This window comes from Streptomyces sp. CNZ301, assembly GCF_004217425.1.
Genome location: NZ_SHLG01000001.1, coordinates 685913 through 702600 on the forward strand (window position 1 = coordinate 685913; position 16688 = coordinate 702600).

Here is a 16688-nt window from a genome sequence, read left to right on the forward strand (position 1 = left end):
GAACGGCCCTCACACAGGAGAAAGTGCCGCGTAACCCTTGCGCCCCGCGGCGCGTTGAGCTGCGTAGCGGCCGTGGCGGGGAAGACCCCCGAGCCCCCTCCACGGCCGTCGGCATGCCCGCAGGGCGCCGCTACGAGGCCGCTACCGGGCCACTCCCGCCCGCTCCAGCGCTTCGACTCCCGCCCGCAACCCCGCGATGCGCTCCTCCAGGGTGAAACCGGCGGGAGCGAGGGAGAGCGTGGTCACTCCGGCCTCGGCGTAGGCACGCATCCGGTCGGCGATGCGGTCGACGGGACCGACGAGGGTGGTGGAGTCGATGAGTTCGTGCGGCACCGCCGCTGCCGCCGCGTCCTTCTCCCCCGCCAGGTACTTGTCCTGGATCTCGGCGGCCTCCTTCTCGTATCCCATCCGCTGTGCCAGCCGGTTGTAGAAGTTCTGCTTGCGGCTGCCCATCCCGCCGACGTAGAGCGCCGTGTACGGGCGGAACTGGTCGGCCAGCGCGTGGACGTCGTCCCCCACGGCCATCGGGACGGTCGGGCAGACGTCGAAGTCCCCGAGCCCCCCGCTCCCGCCGGTGCCCGTGCCGGCCTTCTCCCGTCCGGCCCGCAGGTGCCGCAGCGTGGTCTCCTCGGCGTGCTCGGGCGAGAAGAAGATCAGCAGCGCGCCGTCGGCGATCTCGCCCGTCTGCTCGAGGTTCTTGGGGCCGATCGCCGCGATGTAGAGCGGGATCTCCTCGCGCACCGGGTGCACGGTGAGCTTGATGGGCTTCCCCGGCCCGTCGGGCAGCGGCAGGGTCCAGTGCCGGCCCTGGTGGCTGAGGCGCTCGCGGGACATGGCCTTGCGGATGATCTCCACGTACTCGCGGGTGCGGGAGAGCGGCTTGTCGAACTTCACGCCGTACCAGCCCTCGGAGACCTGCGGCCCGGAGACGCCCAGGCCCAGCCGGAAGCGCCCGCCGGAGAGCGAGTCGAGGGTGGCCGCCGTCATGGCTGTCATGGCTGGTGTACGGGCGGGGATCTGGAAGATGCCGGAGCCGACGTCGATGCGTTCGGTCTGGGCTGCCACCCAGGACAGGACGGTGGGAGCGTCCGAGCCGTAGGCCTCGGCGGCCCAGCACACGGAGTAGCCCAGGCGGTCCGCCTCCTGCGCGACGGCGAGGTTGTCCGCGTCCATCCCCGCACCCCAGTAGCCGAGGTTGATACCAAGCCGCATACGGGCCCCCTTACTGATCAGTAACGTCACTGTCCCCGGGACTCTAGCGCGGGCCCGCAAGTAACCTCAACGCCCATGGAGGCAAGGCACCTCGGCCGTACCGGCCTGCGCGTATCCCGAATCGGCCTCGGCACCCTCACCTGGGCCCGGGACACCGGCGAGAGGGACGCGGCAGATCAGCTCAAGACGTTCTGGGAAGCAGGCGGCACGCTGGTCGACACGGCCGACGTCTACGCGGACGGCGGTGCCGAATATCTCCTGGGCAGGCTGCTGGAAGGGCTCGTACCGCGGCGCGACGTGGTGGTCGCCACCAAGGCCGGAAGCGTTCCCGACCCCTACCGACGCTTCGACTGCTCACGCGGGCATCTGCTCGCCGCCCTCGACGCATCCCTGGAGAGGCTGCGCACCGACTACGTCGACCTGTGGCAGGTGCACGCCTTCGATGCGGCGACGCCGCTCGACGAGACCCTCCAGGCCCTGGACATCGCGGTCAGCACCGGCCGCGCTCGCTACGTGGGGATCTCCAACTTCAGCGGATGGCAGCTCGCCAAGGCCGCCACCTGGCAGCTCGCGGCTCCCGGAGCGCGCGCCCGGCTGGCGAGCACGCAGATGGAGTACTCGCTGCTCCAGCGCGGCGTGGAGCGTGAACTGCTGCCCGCCGCACTCGACTTGGGCCTCGGACTGCTTCCCTCCTCACCGCTGGGGCGGGGCGTGCTCACAGGCAAGTACCGCCGCACCGAGCCGCCGGAGGACTCCCGCGGAGCCTCCGAGCACTTGGCGCCCTTCGTCGCCCCGTACCTCGACGAGACCGCAGGGCTGATCGTCGACGCCGTCACCACCGCGGCGGACGGGCTGGCCGTCTCCCCCCTGCAGGTCGCCCTGGCCTGGGTACGGGACCGACCGGGCGTCACGGCGCCGGTCGTCGGGGCGCGCACGGCCGCGCAGCTCACGGAGGCGCTGTCAGTGGAAGCCCTTACTCTTCCTGACGAGATCTGCCGCGCGCTCGACGATGTCTCGGCGCCGGTGCACCGCTACCCCGACCAGGACTGGAGCGAGCTGTGACGGACGACAAGGCAGCCGAACTCCTCGCTGCGGTAAGGGCGGTGGAGAGCGGCGAGCGCTCCGCCGCGTCCTTCTTCACTGCGCCCGAGAAGCCGCAGGCCGCGCCGCGCCCGGAACCATCCGCCGCCCCGCGGCCGGCGCCGGCGGGCGTTGCAGCCCGTCGCGGCCCCGTAGACGTCCCCGACGGACTGCGCGAGGTGCTTGCAGAGGGCGGCGCACCGGAAGCGCTGGCTCCCCGCGTCGCCGAAGTCCTCGGCGACCAGTCCGGCGACCTGCTGCGCTCCGACCCGTGGCAGCTGCTCGCCGTTCCGGGCGTGCGACCCGAGCAGGCGGACGGATTCGCCCGCGCGCTGCTGGGCGAGGCGGGCGGCCCCGGTGACGAACGGCGCACCCAGGCGCTCGTGTTGTGGCTGCTGGAGCGCGCGGCGCTGGCGGGGCACACGGCTCTGGAACCCGCCGCCCTCGCCAAGGGCCTCTCCGGATATGCGGTTCCGGAGCCCGACGAGGCGGTGCGGTCGGCCGTCGACGCGGGAGCCGTCCTCGTCTTTGAGGACGCGCTGGACACCATGCCCCAGGGAGGGCTTCCGGAGGCCGGCCAGGACGAGCGGGAAGAAGAAGAGGGCCGTCCCGTACGGATTCTGCTGGGCCTGGAGCACTGTGCGCTGGCGGAGGAGAGCCTCGCGGACGGGCTGGGGCGAGTGATCAGTACCGCGGCCCGGCCCGGCGCGCCGGGTGAGACGGGCCCGGACGCGTGGGAGACCGCCGCTGCCGGTGCTCCCTCGGCGTCCGCGGCGGAGCTGATCCGCGCGGTGGCCGGACACGGCCTGGTCGTCCACACCGGCGGCGAGGCGGCCCGCGCCGAACCCGCCGCGCTGCTCACGGCCGCCGGGCAGTTGGGGCTCCGTGTCTGCGCCGCTGCACACACGGCCGGCGGACGCGACCGCCTCGCGCGCCTCATGCCGGACCCGGCCCGTGCGGACAGCGCCGCGAGCGAGCGGCCACGCCCCCCGGTCGTCACCGTCGCCGGGCTGCTCGACGGCCGCGAGGGGCCCGGACGGGACGGCGAGGGTGCCTGGGTGCTCGATCTCCTGATCGTCTGCGACGCTCCCCAGCTCGACGCGGAGACCGCCGCGGCCCTCGTGGAATCCCTGCCGGACGGGGCCCGGCTGGTTCTGAGCGGAGATCCGAACGTGCTCGGCTCCGCCGGGCCGGGCCAGGTCTTCGCCGACGTCCTCTCCTCCGGCGCCTGTCCGCACGTCGCTTCGCGCACGCCGGACCCGGGCCCCGTCGGCGAGCTCGTCTCCGGCATCAGCATCGGCGAACTGAACCAGGTCGACGCCCCCGGCAAGGAGGTCGTCATCGTGCCGGTGCGGGATGCGGGCGAGGCAGTGCACCGCACCGTCCAGCTGGTCGCCGACTCGGTACCCAGGGCGATCGGTGTCCCCTCCGGCGACACCCAGGTGATCACCGCCGGCCACGGTGGAGCGGCGGGGACAAGGGCGCTGAACGCCGCTCTCAAGGAGCGGCTCCATCCCGGCCCCGGGCGCTTCGACGGCTTCGACCCGGGTGACCGCGTCGTCCACACCCCCTCACGTGGCCGTGCGACGCCGGCGGTGGTCGTCTCCGGCGAGGAGGAGGGCCTGCGGCTGGAGCATCTCGCCACGGGAGAGAGCGTCGTCGTCGCGCGTGATCGCGTCGCTGACGAGGTCCGGCACGGCTGGGCGGTCACGGCCCATCAGGCGGTGGGGATGAGCTGGCCCGCCGTGGTGGCGGTGCTGCCGGGCGACGCGGCCTCCGATCTCACCCGCGAGTGGGTATACACCGCCTTCGGACGGGCTGAGAGGCACCTGTCCGTCGTCCACGGCGTGGAGGACGCGCTCCCGAAGGCCGTCGCCTCGGTGACGGCCCCGGTACGCACCACGCGGCTGCGGGCCCTGCTCACGCAGTCCGCCCGCGCGGCGGAAGCCGCTCGGACCGCCCAGGCGGGACCGGGCGCGGCCGGAGTGCAGGACGATCAGCCGCAGGACGACCCGGCGTAGCACGGACTCCCCCAGCACGAGCAGGCGCTGCGGGAGCGGCGGCGTTCCGCGTGCCGCGGCGCCGCCCGTCCTGTCACTCTTCGTCGTCCAGCTCGATGTCGGCCTCGTCGAAGACGGAGCTGACGTCGAAGCGGCAGATCACCCTTTCGGGGTCGGCCTGCTCGAACGGCGCGGTCAGCCACTCCCCCGGCTCGGCCGGTTCCTCTGCCGCGGCCACCCACAGCGTCGAGTCGCCTTCCTCGAGACCGAATTCTTTGTGCCGGGTGGCGATCTCGTCGGCCTCGTACTCCCCGAACAGGACGCCTAGCGCCGCGGGCACGCTGCTGCCCGCCGACGTTGCGGCGGCGGTGTCCTCGTCCGCCGAATCGGGATCGAGGTCGGTGACGCGCTGAGCCTGCGAGAGCAGCCGCTGCGGATGGACGACGGTGTAGTCGCGACGGATCAGCACGCTCAGCGCGCTGGGGACCTCGGGCCCCGTGTAGGCGGGCATCGAGTCACCCCCGGGGATCTCGAATGGAGTGACCTCGTCATAGGTTTCGTAGAGCAGCTCGTCGTAGGCCTCGCCCGCGGCCGCGAGTTCGTCGAAGGCGGCGTAGACGGCGCCGTCGGAGTCGCCGTTCCCGGCGTCTTTCCCGGCGCCCTCCGCCCTTCGCTCGACCGCTTCGAGGTGCCGGTCCAGCGCGGCTTTCACCGCTTCGGCGGCGGCGCGTACGTCGGCAGCGGTGGGCTGCTCAGCATCAGACATAGTGCAGACGCTATCCGGATCGGTCCTCTGCCCGCACAATAGATGAGATGCCGGAATACGAATTTCGCGATGTGTACGTTCCTCGCGGGGTGTCCCGCAAGGCCGCGACCCGACTTCTGACCGACCATGCCGAGTACGGGCACTGGGAGTTGGCCCGTACACGGCTCTATCCCGACGGCAGCCGCAGGGTGCGGCTGCGCCGCCGGATCATCCGCCAGCTGCACGCGACCTGGTGAGCCTCCTGGCCGGAGGAGGCGACGGGACAAGGCAGCGGAGCGGGCCCCACCCGTGTGGTGCCCGCTCCGCTGTCTTTCAGGCTGTCTCTACTCAGCGCTGCGCGAGCCGCGCGGCACGACGGTAGAGGACGAAGCCGCCGACCAGCAGGCCTGCGCTGAGCGGCACGCCGATCCCGATCATCTCGCCGGCGCCGGTTTGCGCCAGCTCGCCCATCGGCTCGGACTGGGTCCGCACGTCCGAGGTCGGGGTGTCGTCGCCAGAGCCACCGGGGTTGTCGGGACCGGGGTTGTCCGGCCCCGGGTTGTCCGGCCCCGGGTTGTCCGGCCCCGGGTTGTCCGGCCCCGGGTTGTCGGGACCGGGGTTGTCCGGCCCCGGGTTGTCCGGCCCGTCGTCGCCGGGCGGCGTCGTCTCGGCGTCGCCGCCGCAGTCGGCCGATGCGGAACTGTCCACGCCGACCGCGTTGATGCCGTTACCGCACACGTTGACCGGGACGTCGATCGGCGCCTGGATGTTGTTGCCGGAGCCGATGCCCTCCGAGCTCCCGGAGCTGCCGCTGACGCTGGTCGACCCGCCGCCGCCGCAGCTGGTGCCGGACGCCGGGTTGAGAGCCCCGAGGACGGTCACGGTGTTGCCGCACACGTTGATCGGGGCGCTGATGGGCGCCTGGACGTTGTTGCCCGAAAGCACTCCGCCCGAGTTCCCGGTGGTTCCCTGCACCGCCGAGTCCGCGAACGCCGTTCCTCCCGAGAACGTGGCGAGCACGCCACCCGCCGCGGCTACGGTGATCAGGCCTTTTCTTGTGACCTGTCGCATGGTTCTGATTCCCCTGCCTTGCTATCTGCCAGTGGTGTTACAAGGGCACACAAAGGGGGATTGGATTCGTGGATTCCGCGCATCCGCCCCCCTGAAAGCCCTGACGGCACCGCGGCCGCGCAAACGGCGCGCCCGCCGCCCGGACTTCGCTCCTCATGCGTTGAGGGATGACCTCAGTTGCCGGTGCAGGCGCTGCCGGCGGCCGGGTTCATCCACCCGAGCACGGATACCGTGTTGCCGCAGACGTTCGCGGAGACATCGACCGGGGCCTGGATGTTGTTGCCGGAGACCAGGCCGGGTGAACTCCCGGTCGTCCCCTGCAAGCCCTGGTCGGCAGCGGCGATGCCCGCACCCGCGAACATCAGACCGCCGGCGGCAGCCGCGACAGCGGCGACCTTCTTGATCATGAATTCCTCCTCGTTGGCGTGCAGTTCAAACCTCGAACCGCATCACCTGTAACGAAGATGGAGGAATCGGGGTACGAGCCGACGCGGGCATTCACCCTTTCCGGGTGCTTGCGTACAAGAGCCCGAATTCACCGCGGGCGGGAGAGAGCGGAGTGCAGCAGAGCGAACTGCCATCTCCCCCGCCCGTACGGACGGTTCAGCTCAGCACTGGTCGAGGAAGCGGTCGAGCACGCGGACACCGAACTTCAGACCGTCGACCGGCACCCGTTCGTCGACGCCGTGGAACATTCCAGCGAAGTCGAGCTCCGGCGGGAGCTTCAGCGGTGCGAACCCGAAGCACCTGATACCCAGGTCGTCGAAGGACTTGGCGTCCGTGCCGCCGGAGAGCATGTACGGCACCGCCCGCGCGGCCGGGTCCTCGGCCTTCAGTGAGGCCTGCATCGCGTCCACCAGCGCGCCGTCGAAGCTCGTCTCCAGCGCCTTGTCGGCGTGCACGTCCTCGCGCTGCACACGCGGCCCGAGGACCCGGTCCAGATCGGCGAGGAACTCCTCCTCGTGTCCCGGCAGGAAGCGGCCGTCGACGTGCGCGGTGGCCTGCCCCGGGATGACGTTGACCTTGTAGCCCGCGCCGAGCTGGGTGGGCGCCGCGGTGTTCTGCAGGGTGGCGCCGATGATCTTCGCGATGCCGCCGAGCTTGGCGAGCGTCTCCTCCATGTCCTCGGGGTCGAGTTCGGTGCCGAGGGCGTCGGAGAGCTCGTCCAGGAAGGAACGCACGGTCTTGGTGACGCGCACGGGGAACTTGTGCCGTCCCAACCGGCCCACGGCTTCGCACAGTTCGGTGATGGCGTTGTCGTTGTTGGTCATCGATCCGTGCCCGGCGGTGCCGTCGACCGTGAGCCGCATCCAGTGCATGCCCTTCTGGGCCGTCTCCACCAGATACAGGCGCAGGTCCTCGTTGACGGTGAACGAGAAGCCGCCGACCTCCCCGATGGCCTCGGTCACTCCTTCGAAGAGGTCACGGTGGTTGTCGACCAGGTGCCGGGCCCCGTAGAGGCCGCCGGCCTCCTCGTCGGCGAGGAAGGCCAGCACGACGTCGCGCGGGGGCCTGCGGCCACTGCGCAGCCGGTCCCGTACGACGGCGAGGGTCATCGCGTCCATGTCCTTCATGTCGACGGCGCCGCGTCCCCACACGCAGCCGTCGGCGATCTCCCCCGAGAAGGGATCGTGCGTCCAGTCCTCCGCGTTGGCGGGCACGACGTCCGTGTGCCCGTGGATGAGCAGCGCGGGGCGGGAGGGGTCCTCCCCGGCGATGCGGGCGACGGTGGAGGCCCGGCCGGGCCGGGACTCGAAGATCTCCGGTTCCAGGCCCACCTCGGCCAGCTTCTCCGCGACGTACTCCGCGGCGGCCCGCTCCCCCGGGCCCTCGTTGCCGCCGTAATTGCTGGTGTCGATCCTGATGAGGTCACGGCAGAGGTCGACGACCTCACTCTCGGCGCTCGCTCCGCCACCGGCCGGTGCAGGGGTCGACTGGTTCACGCTGCCTCCTCGTATCGCCGCGGGGTCCGCCCCCATACTCCCGCTTACGGTGCGCCTTCCCAAGGGCGGGGAGCGGGAGCCGGGGTGATCGGTGCCGCGGGATCCAGTGTTAAAGTTGGCTCTGGCCGCACGCCGATGGCGGGCGGCGCACCTTGTCGGGGTGGCGGAATGGCAGACGCGCTAGCTTGAGGTGCTAGTGCCCTTTACAGGGCGTGGGGGTTCAAGTCCCCCTCCCGACACGGACCATTTCCCCACGGTCTTTCACGAACCGTGGGGTTTTGTCGTTCGTGGGGCAGGGCGCGAGCTCGGCCAGTACGGTCGCGTTGTTGGGGGCATAGGTGAGCCGAAGCCCGAGCAGCCGGTAGATCTCGGCTTTGTCCTCCACTTTGGCTTGTCGGACAGCTGCTGCGAGATCGCTGACGGAGCGGACGAGCTCCCCAATCGCTTCCCGGCTCATGTGGGCGGGCCGTTCGGATGCGCTCGCTAGGGCGGCTGCGGCCTTGGCACTGCGAGCCTGGGTCTCGGGCAATCCACCCGCTCACGATTGCGGGATCGGCGCCCGCTTCGCAAGCTGCCTCGTGCGTGGCGAGCTTGGAGTCGCAGTCCGCGATGACCGCCCGTGCTGATGCTTCTGTCTCCGAATCACGGGACCGTTGAGCGTGGCCCGCTGCCGCTGCCGGACGGTCGATGGTGTCCTCGAGCCGGTGCGGTAGGAAGACTTTCGCGAGCCAGTCATCCAGCGGTTTCGTCAGCCACGCTTCGCGTAGATATACGTTCCGAAAGTGATCGACGCGGGGCGTTGACGCTCTCGATGGCGTTCGTGGAGCAGATGACCTTGCGGGTCTCGACGTCGAAGGCGAGGAAGGGCACGAACTCCGCCCAGGCGTTCTCCCACAGGCGGATGATCGCCGGTACTTCCTGCCCCAGGTCTCGCTGAACTCCAGGAAGCGGCTGGTGGCAGCGTCCTCGGTCGGCGCGGTGTAGACCGGCTTCAGGTCGCGGGCGAGCGTGTCCCAGTCCGCGCGGGAGGCGTATCGAAAGCTGTTACGCAGCAGGTGGATGATGCAGGTCTGGACGATGGTGGCCGGCCAGACCGTCCCCACCGCATCCGGTAGGCCCTTCAGCCCGTCGCAGACCAGCATCAGGGCATCGTTCAGGCCGCGGTTCTTCAGCTCGGTGAAGATCGGCAGCCAGAACTTCGCGCCTTCACTGCCGTCGCCGGCCCAGATGCCCAGGATGTCGCGGTGGCCCTCGACAGTGACGGCCAAGACAAGGTAGATCGGCCGGTTGGCGACCTGCCCGTCGCGTATCTTCACGTGGATCGCGTCCACGAACAGCACGGGATACACCGAGTCCAGGGGACGGTTCTGCTACTCGTGCAGGCTGTCCATGACCGCGTCAGTGATGGTGGTGACTTCGACACGCTCGCGCCGTAGACCTCGGCCAGGTGGGCGGAGATCTCCCCGTGGGCGAGCCCCTTGGCGGACAGCGACAGCACCATCTCATCCACCCCGGACAGCCGACGCTGCCGCTTGCGAACGATCTGCGGCTCGAAGCTGCCGTCGAGGTCCCGCGGCACGCTGATCCCGACAGGCCCGATATCGGTGGTAACCGTTTTCGACCGGCGCCCGTTGCGGGAGTTGCCGCCGTCCTTCCCGGCGGCGTCGTGCTTCTCGTAGCCGAGATGGTCGGTCACCTCACCGTCCAGAGCGGACTCGATCACCCGCTTCGTCAGCCGCTGCAACAGCCCGCCCTCGCCAGCCAGTTGCAGGCCCTCGGCGCGGGCCCGATCCACCAGCATCCCCACCAGCTGGTCGTCCACCACCGGCTCCGCGACCGCAGCCGACGGCTCCGGTACGGACTCGGCCTGGGGCTCAGTACAACGTCAGTCATTCGGTGTCACTCCAAGATCCAGTTCCACCCTTCGTTGTACACGCCCCGACGCCGCCGCAGGGTGGGCCGAGGAACAGGCCGAAGCTCGCGCCTGGGCCGCCCGCTACGACATGCCGCCCCTGGACGGACCGCCCAAGATCGCCCTCGTCCCCGAAGGCACGTGGAGTGAGACCGACTGGGCCCCCATCGAGGAGGGAGCCCGCACGATCACGCGGGCCGGATGGTGGATCGACCCAGCGCGACGACGACGGAGCCGACCTGCCCGAACTGCTCGAGGCGGCCACCACCGAAGACAGGCGGCCGGATCTTCCGTGATCCGGCCGCCTGGCCACACCCCCGACGCTCACTCAGCCAGCCGCCGTGGCTTCCCGTTCCTTGGCGTGCCGCTCGGTGGCCTGGGCGATCGCGTCGGCCTGGCGACCGTCCAGCTCGTTCCAGCGCGACACCGCGTAGTCCTGGGACTGGAGGAGACGGTCCGCGCTGCCCTGGAACCTCGGCTTGACGTGGTCGGCGAAGAGCTCGTAGCTCTTGAGCGTGGCGGCGTGCCGTGCCCACTCGTGATGGATGAGCAGGAACGAGCCGAAGCCGCCCGACTGGCCCTCGAGCCGCTCGATCTGGGCGATCGCGTCGTCCACGGTGCCGATGACTCCGAGGCCACTCTCGTTGAGCCACTCGATGCGCTCGTCGAAGGTCTTGCCAGCAGCCCGGAAGTGAGGAGCTGCCAGCACGTCTTGGGTGTAGTCGCACCAGGCGTCGAGGCCGTAACGGACGTCCTCGATGGCCTGCTCCTTCGTCTCAGCGAGGTGCATCGGGCCACACAGACGCCACTTCGAGCGGTCGGGCACGTGGCCGAACTGCGGCGCACGCTCCTCCATCACGTCCCAGTGCAGGGCCAACGCGTCGAAGCCGCTCTTGTTGGTTGCGCCGACGGACATCAAGTGGATGCCGTTCTTCGAAGCGATGCGCGGTCCGGTGGGGGAGGCGATCGCGGCGACCGTGACCTCGAAGTCGCTGTACGGCGCGTACTGGGTGTGCGCGTCGACAAGGTTGTAGCGGCTGGTCTTCGCGGTCACGGTCTCACCGCGGAGGATTGCCATCAGCACGTCGACGTCCTCCTCGAACGCCGTGCGCTGCTCTTCCAATGTGATACCGATCATCGTGGCGTCGGTCGGCAGGGCACCGGGACCCAGGCCGAGCATGAACCGTCCGCGCAGCAGACGGTCGAGGAAGAGCGCACGGTCCGCGACCCACAGGGGGTTGTGGTACGGCAGCGAGAGCACGCCGGTGCCCAGCTTGATGTTCTTGGTCTGCGGGGCGGCCCAGGCAATGAACGACATCGGGTCCGGGATCAGCTCGTGGCCTCCCGAGTGATGCTCGCCGATCCAGGCCTCGTCGAAGCCCAGCTTGTCCATGTGCTTGAGGACATCCAGGTCACGCTCGTACGCCGTCGTGGGGTCCTGGCCCGGGGGGCAGTGGAAGGGCGCCATGAAGGTGCCGAACTTGAGTGTCATAGCCATTTCCTCCTCGTCGAGGGTGGAGTTCGCGCGTCCCTTGCTGCGCGCGGTGATGACTGTCACACGCGCCGCGCGGCCACGGTTGTGCCACTTTGGGACGCCCTGCGCTGTGCCAAGAATGGACAGTCATCCCCTCGGGGGCCGGGGTTGACTGTGTTCATGACCGCACATGACTCACCCACGCACCCGACTGAGCCTTCGTCTGCAGCACCGGCAGCGAGGCTGCGCCAGGTCGTGCATCCGGTCGATGACGTGCCCGCGGCCGTCGCGTTTTACGGCACCGTGCTCGGCCTCCCCACCCGTTTCGTCGACGGCGGCCGCTATGCCGCCCTCGACTCGGGACCCAGCACCCTTGCCATCGCCGCGGACACCGAGGACGTGGTCGGCGTCGTGGCAGCCGCTTTCAAGGTCGATGACATCGTGGCTTTTCTCGACCGGCTCGATGCCGCAGGCGGCCAGGTCATCCATGGCCCGGTCGATGGTCCGCACGAGCGCCGGGTCGTGATCAGCGATCCTTGGGGCAACCGCGTGATTGTCTACGCTGCCCTCTGAAGCTCCGGCAACAACCGGCTTCACCACGTCTCACCGATGTTGTCTGACCGCAAGGCGTCGACTTGGTCTTCTTCGTGGCGCCGCACCACGGAGACGAAGAGAGCGGCCATGCCGTCTTGCTGACGGGTCCGAAGACCGGACTGCTCTTGGCTTACACCACCAGGAGGCCGTGATCGCAGTAGCTCTCGCCAAACGCTGCGTCGACCTCGATCAAATCGCGCACGGCAGCGTGAGCGACAAGCCCGTGCCCGTCCGTACTCGGTCCTCGTCTTCCGCAGCCCTGACGAAGCCCACTCCAACTGTTCCATCACTCCGCCTGAACTCTCCGGCGGTGCGTCGCGCCAGACCAACCGCCCTATTCGTCGCTTCAAGCGTCTGTCCTGTAGCGGCGCCTTCGAGCTTGACCGGATCGATGTCAACGTCGTTACTCATGTCCCGGTAGTTCGACAGCTCAGCCGCGTCCCCCGCCGTCGATGTCTGGGACGCCACGAACTCGGGTGCGCGGCGGATCCCGACTGACCGTTGATCGGTTCCCGATGGCCACGGCCACGGACGCTTCCGGGTCACGAAACTCCACTCTCCGATTATTACGGCTGCCAAATGAATAGACACTGCATTGGTATTGGACGGTGTATGTGCTTCGTGCTTGTGTCAGGAGAAGTAACAGCGTCGTTACCGCGGTAGGAAGGTGGGACAGCAGTGATCGACGCCCATCGCGACCGCCTCGACAGCGATCAGCCGGGCTCTCTCATTGTGAGGACCGAAATCCTCGAGTCCTGGCGTCGGTCGAAGCTGAACGGGGTCGACCCGGATCACGTCCCATGTGTCGAGGGTGAGGCCGGCCTCGACAGTAGGATCGCCAAGGTCGCCATCCCCGTCCTTGCCTCGATGGCCGACGTTCTGATCGGCGCAAACACCAGCCTTTTGCTCAGCGCGCCGGACGGCACACTTCTCTGGCGCTGGGACGAGGACAGCCGCCTGCGTTCTCGCCTCAACCGCAGCAGCGTCGTGGTCGGCACCCGCTGGTCGGAAGACGTCATCGGCACAAACGGCCTCGGCACGGCACTCGAGACCGCGGGTGCCGTTACGGTCAACGGCGCAGAGCATTTCAGTGAGGCCTTGCACGACTTCACCTGCGCAGGAGCACCGATTCACCAACCGGTCACCAACCGGGTGACCGGCGTCCTCAGCGTCACCAGTCTGGTCGAGGACGCCAGCCCGCTGATGGTGCCGACCTTGCTGCACCTAGCGCGCGACATAGAGGAGGAGCTGTACGGCGAGACCTCGATGCATGAGCGCCAGATGCTGCGCCACTTCCTGGCCGAGCGACGCCGCGGACGCAGCGCCGTGGTCGCGGTCAGCGCAGACGTCGTCATCGCCAACTCCCAGGCCGCGGCAATGGATCTCGATCACGAGGCGCTGTGGCAGCAGATCGAGGGCGGGCCCGGCGACATCATCGGACTCGAACTTGCCGGCGGGTCACGGGTCACTGTGTGCCGCCCGGTGCAAAGGGGGGGCGCGTTGGTCGGGGCCGTGGTCGTGGCCGACGAGGGGTCGGCTGGTGCCGTCGCCCGGCCGACGCCGACCCGGGCTCGGAACTCCGCCCGGGAGCCGCAGCACCCGGAGCGGCCCTGGGTCCGACTCGTCGCAGACCTGCGTGCGATCAAGTCCACGACCGAGCGGCTCCTGGTCGTCGGCGAGCACGGGGTCGGCAAGCGCACCGCCCTGCGGGCCGCGCTTGCGGACTCCGATCGCCAATATCGCGAACTCGACTGCGCCACGATCAACGAGCTCGGCCACGAACAGTGGCTGGCCGATGCCCGGGCGCTGGTGGAGCATGCCGATGAACTCGTCGTGTTCGCCCACCTCGACGCTCTTGACGTCAACGTCTGCCGAGCGCTTGCCACGATCCTCGAGGGGGCACCGCGCATCGACGGATCCGACCTGCGCATCGCGGGCACGGTCTCCGCCGCCGCCCACCACAACGACACGCTTCCGCGAGTGATCCTCGATCAGTTCCCACCGTTCACCTTCGAGATTCCGCCCCTCCGTAAGCGCACCGAGGACGCCCTCGCCCGGCTGGTCGACCAAGGGCTGGGCATGCCGACGCTGTCGCGGGAAGTGATCCAGGTCGTCCAGCGTCATCCATGGCCCGGCAACCACCGCCAACTCGAAGAGTTCCGGCGGTGGTTGGCGCGTCAGATTCGCCCGACTGTCGCGACCGCAGACCTCCCGCCCGCGTGGCTCCACGAGGTCACTCGTGGTCACCTGACCGCCATGCAGAGCGCGGAGTCGAACGCCATCGCGACCGCGCTGCAAGAGCACCACGGCAACAAAGCGGCCGCGGCGACTGCACTCGGAATCTCGCGCTCGTCTCTCTACCGGAAGATGCGCGAGTACCGACTGCGCTGACGCCGCCTCACGATGCCGACCGCCAGCATCGTGACAACTTGGCTGCCGACGTACTGGTGGGCCCGTCGAAGCACCGACGCCTCCTGTGCTGTGTGCCAAATCGATACATCTGACCACGGTGCCCACGTGTGAGGGTCAGCACATGCACCGAGGTGGCGACCCGCGATACCTGTCGAGGAGGAAATGCTTTGACACTCAAGCTCGGCGCCTTCATGGCGCCCCCCCACTGCCCCCCGGGCCAGGACCCCACGAGCTCGCAGTGCGCCTCCGCCTGACTCCCCTCGCAGGCACCGCAGGAAGGAACAACACAGATGATCCGCATGCAACGGGTGACTTCCGGGGGACAGTTGCGCCGTGCCTTCGGCGCGTTCCCATCCGGAATCGCGGCCGTCTGCGCCCGCGTGGACCGCACCCCGATCGGCATGGCCGCCAGCTCGTTCACCTCGGTCTCCGTGGATCCACCGCTGGTGTCGGTATGCATCCAGAAGACGTCCTCGACTTGGCCCATCCTGCGGGAGCGGCCGCGCCTTGGTCTGAGCGTGCTCTCGCAGTGGCACGACGTCGCGTGCCGCCAGCTCGCGAGCAAGGAAGGCGACCGGTTCGCCGGCGTGGAATGGGACGCTGGGGCGAACGACAGCATCCTGATCCGCGGTTCGAGCGCGTGGATGGAAGTCTCGCTCCATGACGAAGTCGAAGCCGGCGACCACTTGATAGCGCTCTTGCAGGTGCACGGCCTCGAAACGGCGCCGCACACGCCGCCGCTGATCTTCCACGCCAGCCAGTTCCGCAAGATCGCGCTGACGTGCGACGAGGAGCTGCACACCAAGGCAGAACAGTGGTGACCAGCCCACACGACGGCACGCCCGTTCAACACCGAGATCCCATCCGGAGGACTCCCGAGGTGTACACAACCGTCGATCCGACCACAGGTGCCGTCGTGCGCAGGTTCCCGATCCTGACGGATCCCGAGGCCGAACAGGCCCTCAGCGCTGCGGCATCGGCCTATCAGGCTTGGTCCGCGACTCCCCTCACCGAGCGGGCGGCGGTCCTGGTGCGCATCGCTGCGTTGTACCGGGAAGGGGTCGAGGAACTCGCCGCCCTCACCACCCTGGAGATGGGCAAGCCCATAGTCCAGGCACGGGCCGAAGTCGAGCTGGCGGCGTCGATCTACGAGTACTACGCCACGTCAGGTCCTGATCTACTCACGGACGAGGTACTCGACATTGCAGGCAGTGGCCGGGCGTTGGTGCGCACCGCACCCATCGGGCCGTTGCTCGGCATAATGCCGTGGAACTTCCCCCTCTATCAGGTAGCGCGCTTCGTCGCACCGAACCTGCTACTCGGGAACACCATCCTGTTGAAGCACGCGCCCAATTGCCCGCAGCTCTCCCTTGCGATCGAGCGCATCGCGGCCAAGGCCGACGCCCTCGACGACGTGTACCAGAGCATCTTCGCCACGCATGAGCAGATTGCCACGATGATCGCGAGTCCGCTTGTCCGGGGGGTGTCGCTCACGGGCTCCGAGCGCGCGGGTCGGGCCATCGGAGCCCTCGCAGGCCAGCACCTGAAGAAGTGCGTGCTTGAGCTGGGCGGCTCGGACCCCCTGATCGTGCTGCCGCAGGCGGACCTCGACCAGGCTGTTCCCGCGGCCGCGATCGGCCGTTTCTGGAACGCCGGCCAGGTATGCACGTCAATGAAGCGGGCCATAGTCGCCGAGCCGGTTTGGGACGAGTTCGTGTCCCGCTTCCTCGAGGAGGCCACCACCTGGCAGACCGGTGACCCGACCGACGAAGCCACCCGCCTCGGTCCTTTGTCGTCCGTCTCCGCGCGCGACGAGGTTGCCGAGCAAGTCAGGGACGCCGTCGCCAAGGGAGCACTGCTTCACCTCGGTGGGGAGGTGCCCGACGGGTCGGGCGCGTACTATCCCGCGACCGTGCTCTCCGGCGTGACTCCGGAGATGCGGGCGTACCACGAGGAGATTTTCGGTCCGGTTGCCGTCCTCTATCGCGTCGACTCCACCGAGGCAGCGATCGACCTTGCGAACAGCTCACCTTATGGCCTCGGCAGCGCGGTGTTCACCGCGGATCCCGCCGAGGCCGAGTACGTCGCCAACCGGCTCGAAGTCGGCATGGTGGGTCTCAACCTGCTTGTCCGTAGCTCGCCCGAGATGCCGTTCGGCGGAGTGAAGAACTCCGGCATCGGGCGCGAGCTCGGCCGGTTCGGACTCGACGAGTTCGCGAACAAGAAGCTGATCCGCACTCCCTGA

General features: G+C 69.0%; 13 protein-coding genes, 1 tRNA gene and 1 pseudogene. 8 read left to right on the forward strand and 7 right to left on the reverse strand.

Annotation, left to right across the window (positions count from 1 at the left end):
- Nucleotides 1-141: 141 nt before the first annotated feature.
- On the reverse strand, nt 142-1212 hold the full coding sequence (locus tag EV375_RS03045) for an LLM class F420-dependent oxidoreductase (protein WP_130298070.1): 1071 nt from the start codon (nt 1210-1212) through the stop codon (nt 142-144).
- Between the two features lie 75 nt (nt 1213-1287).
- Between EV375_RS03045 and EV375_RS03050 the strand changes: the two genes are divergently transcribed.
- Both EV375_RS03050 and EV375_RS03055 read left to right on the forward strand, forming a co-directional pair.
- Entirely contained in the window at nt 1288-2274 is a 987-nt protein-coding gene (locus tag EV375_RS03050) for an aldo/keto reductase (RefSeq protein WP_130298071.1), read from the forward strand.
- Nucleotides 2271-4313 carry a helix-hairpin-helix domain-containing protein gene (locus tag EV375_RS03055; protein WP_130298072.1) on the forward strand — a complete coding sequence of 681 codons (2043 nt, stop codon included), beginning with the start codon at nt 2271-2273 and terminating at the stop codon, nt 4311-4313. Before EV375_RS03050 ends, EV375_RS03055 begins: the two co-directional genes overlap by 4 nt.
- Nucleotides 4314-4386: 73 nt before the next feature.
- Here EV375_RS03055 and EV375_RS03060 read toward each other — a convergent pair whose 3' ends face one another.
- Nucleotides 4387-5058: a hypothetical protein gene (locus tag EV375_RS03060; protein ID WP_130298073.1), complete on the reverse strand. Its 672-nt coding sequence runs from the start codon at nt 5056-5058 to the stop codon at nt 4387-4389.
- A 47-nt stretch (nt 5059-5105) separates the two neighbouring features.
- Between EV375_RS03060 and EV375_RS03065 the strand changes: the two genes are divergently transcribed.
- Entirely contained in the window at nt 5106-5294 is a 189-nt protein-coding gene (locus EV375_RS03065) for a DUF5703 family protein (RefSeq protein ID WP_037976561.1), read from the forward strand.
- A gap of 91 nt (nt 5295-5385) precedes the next feature.
- Here the strand turns inward: EV375_RS03065 and EV375_RS03070 are convergent, their stop codons facing one another.
- The 3 genes from EV375_RS03070 to EV375_RS03080 all read right to left on the reverse strand — a co-directional run bounded on the left by EV375_RS03070 (nt 5386) and on the right by EV375_RS03080 (nt 8051).
- The gene (locus EV375_RS03070; RefSeq protein WP_130298074.1) at nt 5386-6108 is read right to left on the reverse strand and encodes a chaplin family protein; all 723 of its coding nucleotides are present in this window, start codon (nt 6106-6108) and stop codon (nt 5386-5388) included.
- Between the two features lie 173 nt (nt 6109-6281).
- Nucleotides 6282-6515 (reverse strand): chaplin, encoded by a 234-nt coding sequence (locus EV375_RS03075; RefSeq protein ID WP_130298075.1) that lies wholly within the window; start codon nt 6513-6515, stop codon nt 6282-6284.
- A 201-nt stretch (nt 6516-6716) separates the two neighbouring features.
- On the reverse strand, nt 6717-8051 hold the full coding sequence (locus EV375_RS03080; protein ID WP_130298076.1) for a M20/M25/M40 family metallo-hydrolase: 1335 nt from the start codon (nt 8049-8051) through the stop codon (nt 6717-6719).
- Nucleotides 8052-8205: 154 nt separating this feature from the next.
- Here EV375_RS03080 and EV375_RS03085 point away from each other — a divergent pair.
- A tRNA-Leu gene (locus EV375_RS03085) sits at nt 8206-8290 on the forward strand.
- A 532-nt stretch (nt 8291-8822) separates the two neighbouring features.
- Here the strand turns inward: EV375_RS03085 and EV375_RS03090 are convergent.
- Nucleotides 8823-9944 (reverse strand): annotated as a pseudogene (locus EV375_RS03090) (IS256 family transposase); the annotation flags it as partial.
- A 347-nt stretch (nt 9945-10291) separates the two neighbouring features.
- Complete coding sequence (locus EV375_RS03095) at nt 10292-11455, reverse strand: LLM class flavin-dependent oxidoreductase (protein ID WP_165434669.1); 1164 nt, start codon at nt 11453-11455, stop codon at nt 10292-10294.
- Nucleotides 11456-11617: 162 nt separating this feature from the next.
- Between EV375_RS03095 and EV375_RS03100 the strand changes: the two genes are divergently transcribed.
- The 4 genes from EV375_RS03100 (at nt 11618) to EV375_RS03115 (ending at nt 16688) form a co-directional block, all read left to right on the forward strand.
- The gene (locus tag EV375_RS03100) at nt 11618-12010 is read left to right on the forward strand and encodes a VOC family protein (protein ID WP_130298078.1); all 393 of its coding nucleotides are present in this window, start codon (nt 11618-11620) and stop codon (nt 12008-12010) included.
- A 699-nt stretch (nt 12011-12709) separates the two neighbouring features.
- Nucleotides 12710-14422 carry a helix-turn-helix domain-containing protein gene (locus EV375_RS03105; RefSeq protein ID WP_130298079.1) on the forward strand — a complete coding sequence of 571 codons (1713 nt, stop codon included), beginning with the start codon at nt 12710-12712 and terminating at the stop codon, nt 14420-14422.
- Nucleotides 14423-14733: 311 nt separating this feature from the next.
- Nucleotides 14734-15264, forward strand: coding sequence for a flavin reductase family protein (locus tag EV375_RS03110; protein WP_130298080.1), 531 nt, complete (start codon nt 14734-14736; stop codon nt 15262-15264).
- A 59-nt stretch (nt 15265-15323) separates the two neighbouring features.
- A complete protein-coding gene (locus EV375_RS03115; protein WP_130298081.1) occupies nt 15324-16688 on the forward strand; it encodes an NAD-dependent succinate-semialdehyde dehydrogenase in 1365 nt (454 codons plus the stop codon).

Coding starts and splice junctions, on each gene's coding strand:
- EV375_RS03070 (WP_130298074.1), bottom strand. CDS start 6,108: ATGCGACAGGTCACAAGAAAAGGCCTGATCACCGTAGCCGCGGCGGGT.
- EV375_RS03100 (WP_130298078.1), top strand. CDS start 11,618: ATGACCGCACATGACTCACCCACGCACCCGACTGAGCCTTCGTCTGCA.
- EV375_RS03110 (WP_130298080.1), top strand. CDS start 14,734: ATGATCCGCATGCAACGGGTGACTTCCGGGGGACAGTTGCGCCGTGCC.
- EV375_RS03075 (WP_130298075.1), bottom strand. CDS start 6,515: ATGATCAAGAAGGTCGCCGCTGTCGCGGCTGCCGCCGGCGGTCTGATG.
- EV375_RS03065 (WP_037976561.1), top strand. CDS start 5,106: ATGCCGGAATACGAATTTCGCGATGTGTACGTTCCTCGCGGGGTGTCC.
- EV375_RS03060 (WP_130298073.1), bottom strand. CDS start 5,058: ATGTCTGATGCTGAGCAGCCCACCGCTGCCGACGTACGCGCCGCCGCC.
- EV375_RS03045 (WP_130298070.1), bottom strand. CDS start 1,212: ATGCGGCTTGGTATCAACCTCGGCTACTGGGGTGCGGGGATGGACGCG.
- EV375_RS03095 (WP_165434669.1), bottom strand. CDS start 11,455: ATGACACTCAAGTTCGGCACCTTCATGGCGCCCTTCCACTGCCCCCCG.
- EV375_RS03050 (WP_130298071.1), top strand. CDS start 1,288: ATGGAGGCAAGGCACCTCGGCCGTACCGGCCTGCGCGTATCCCGAATC.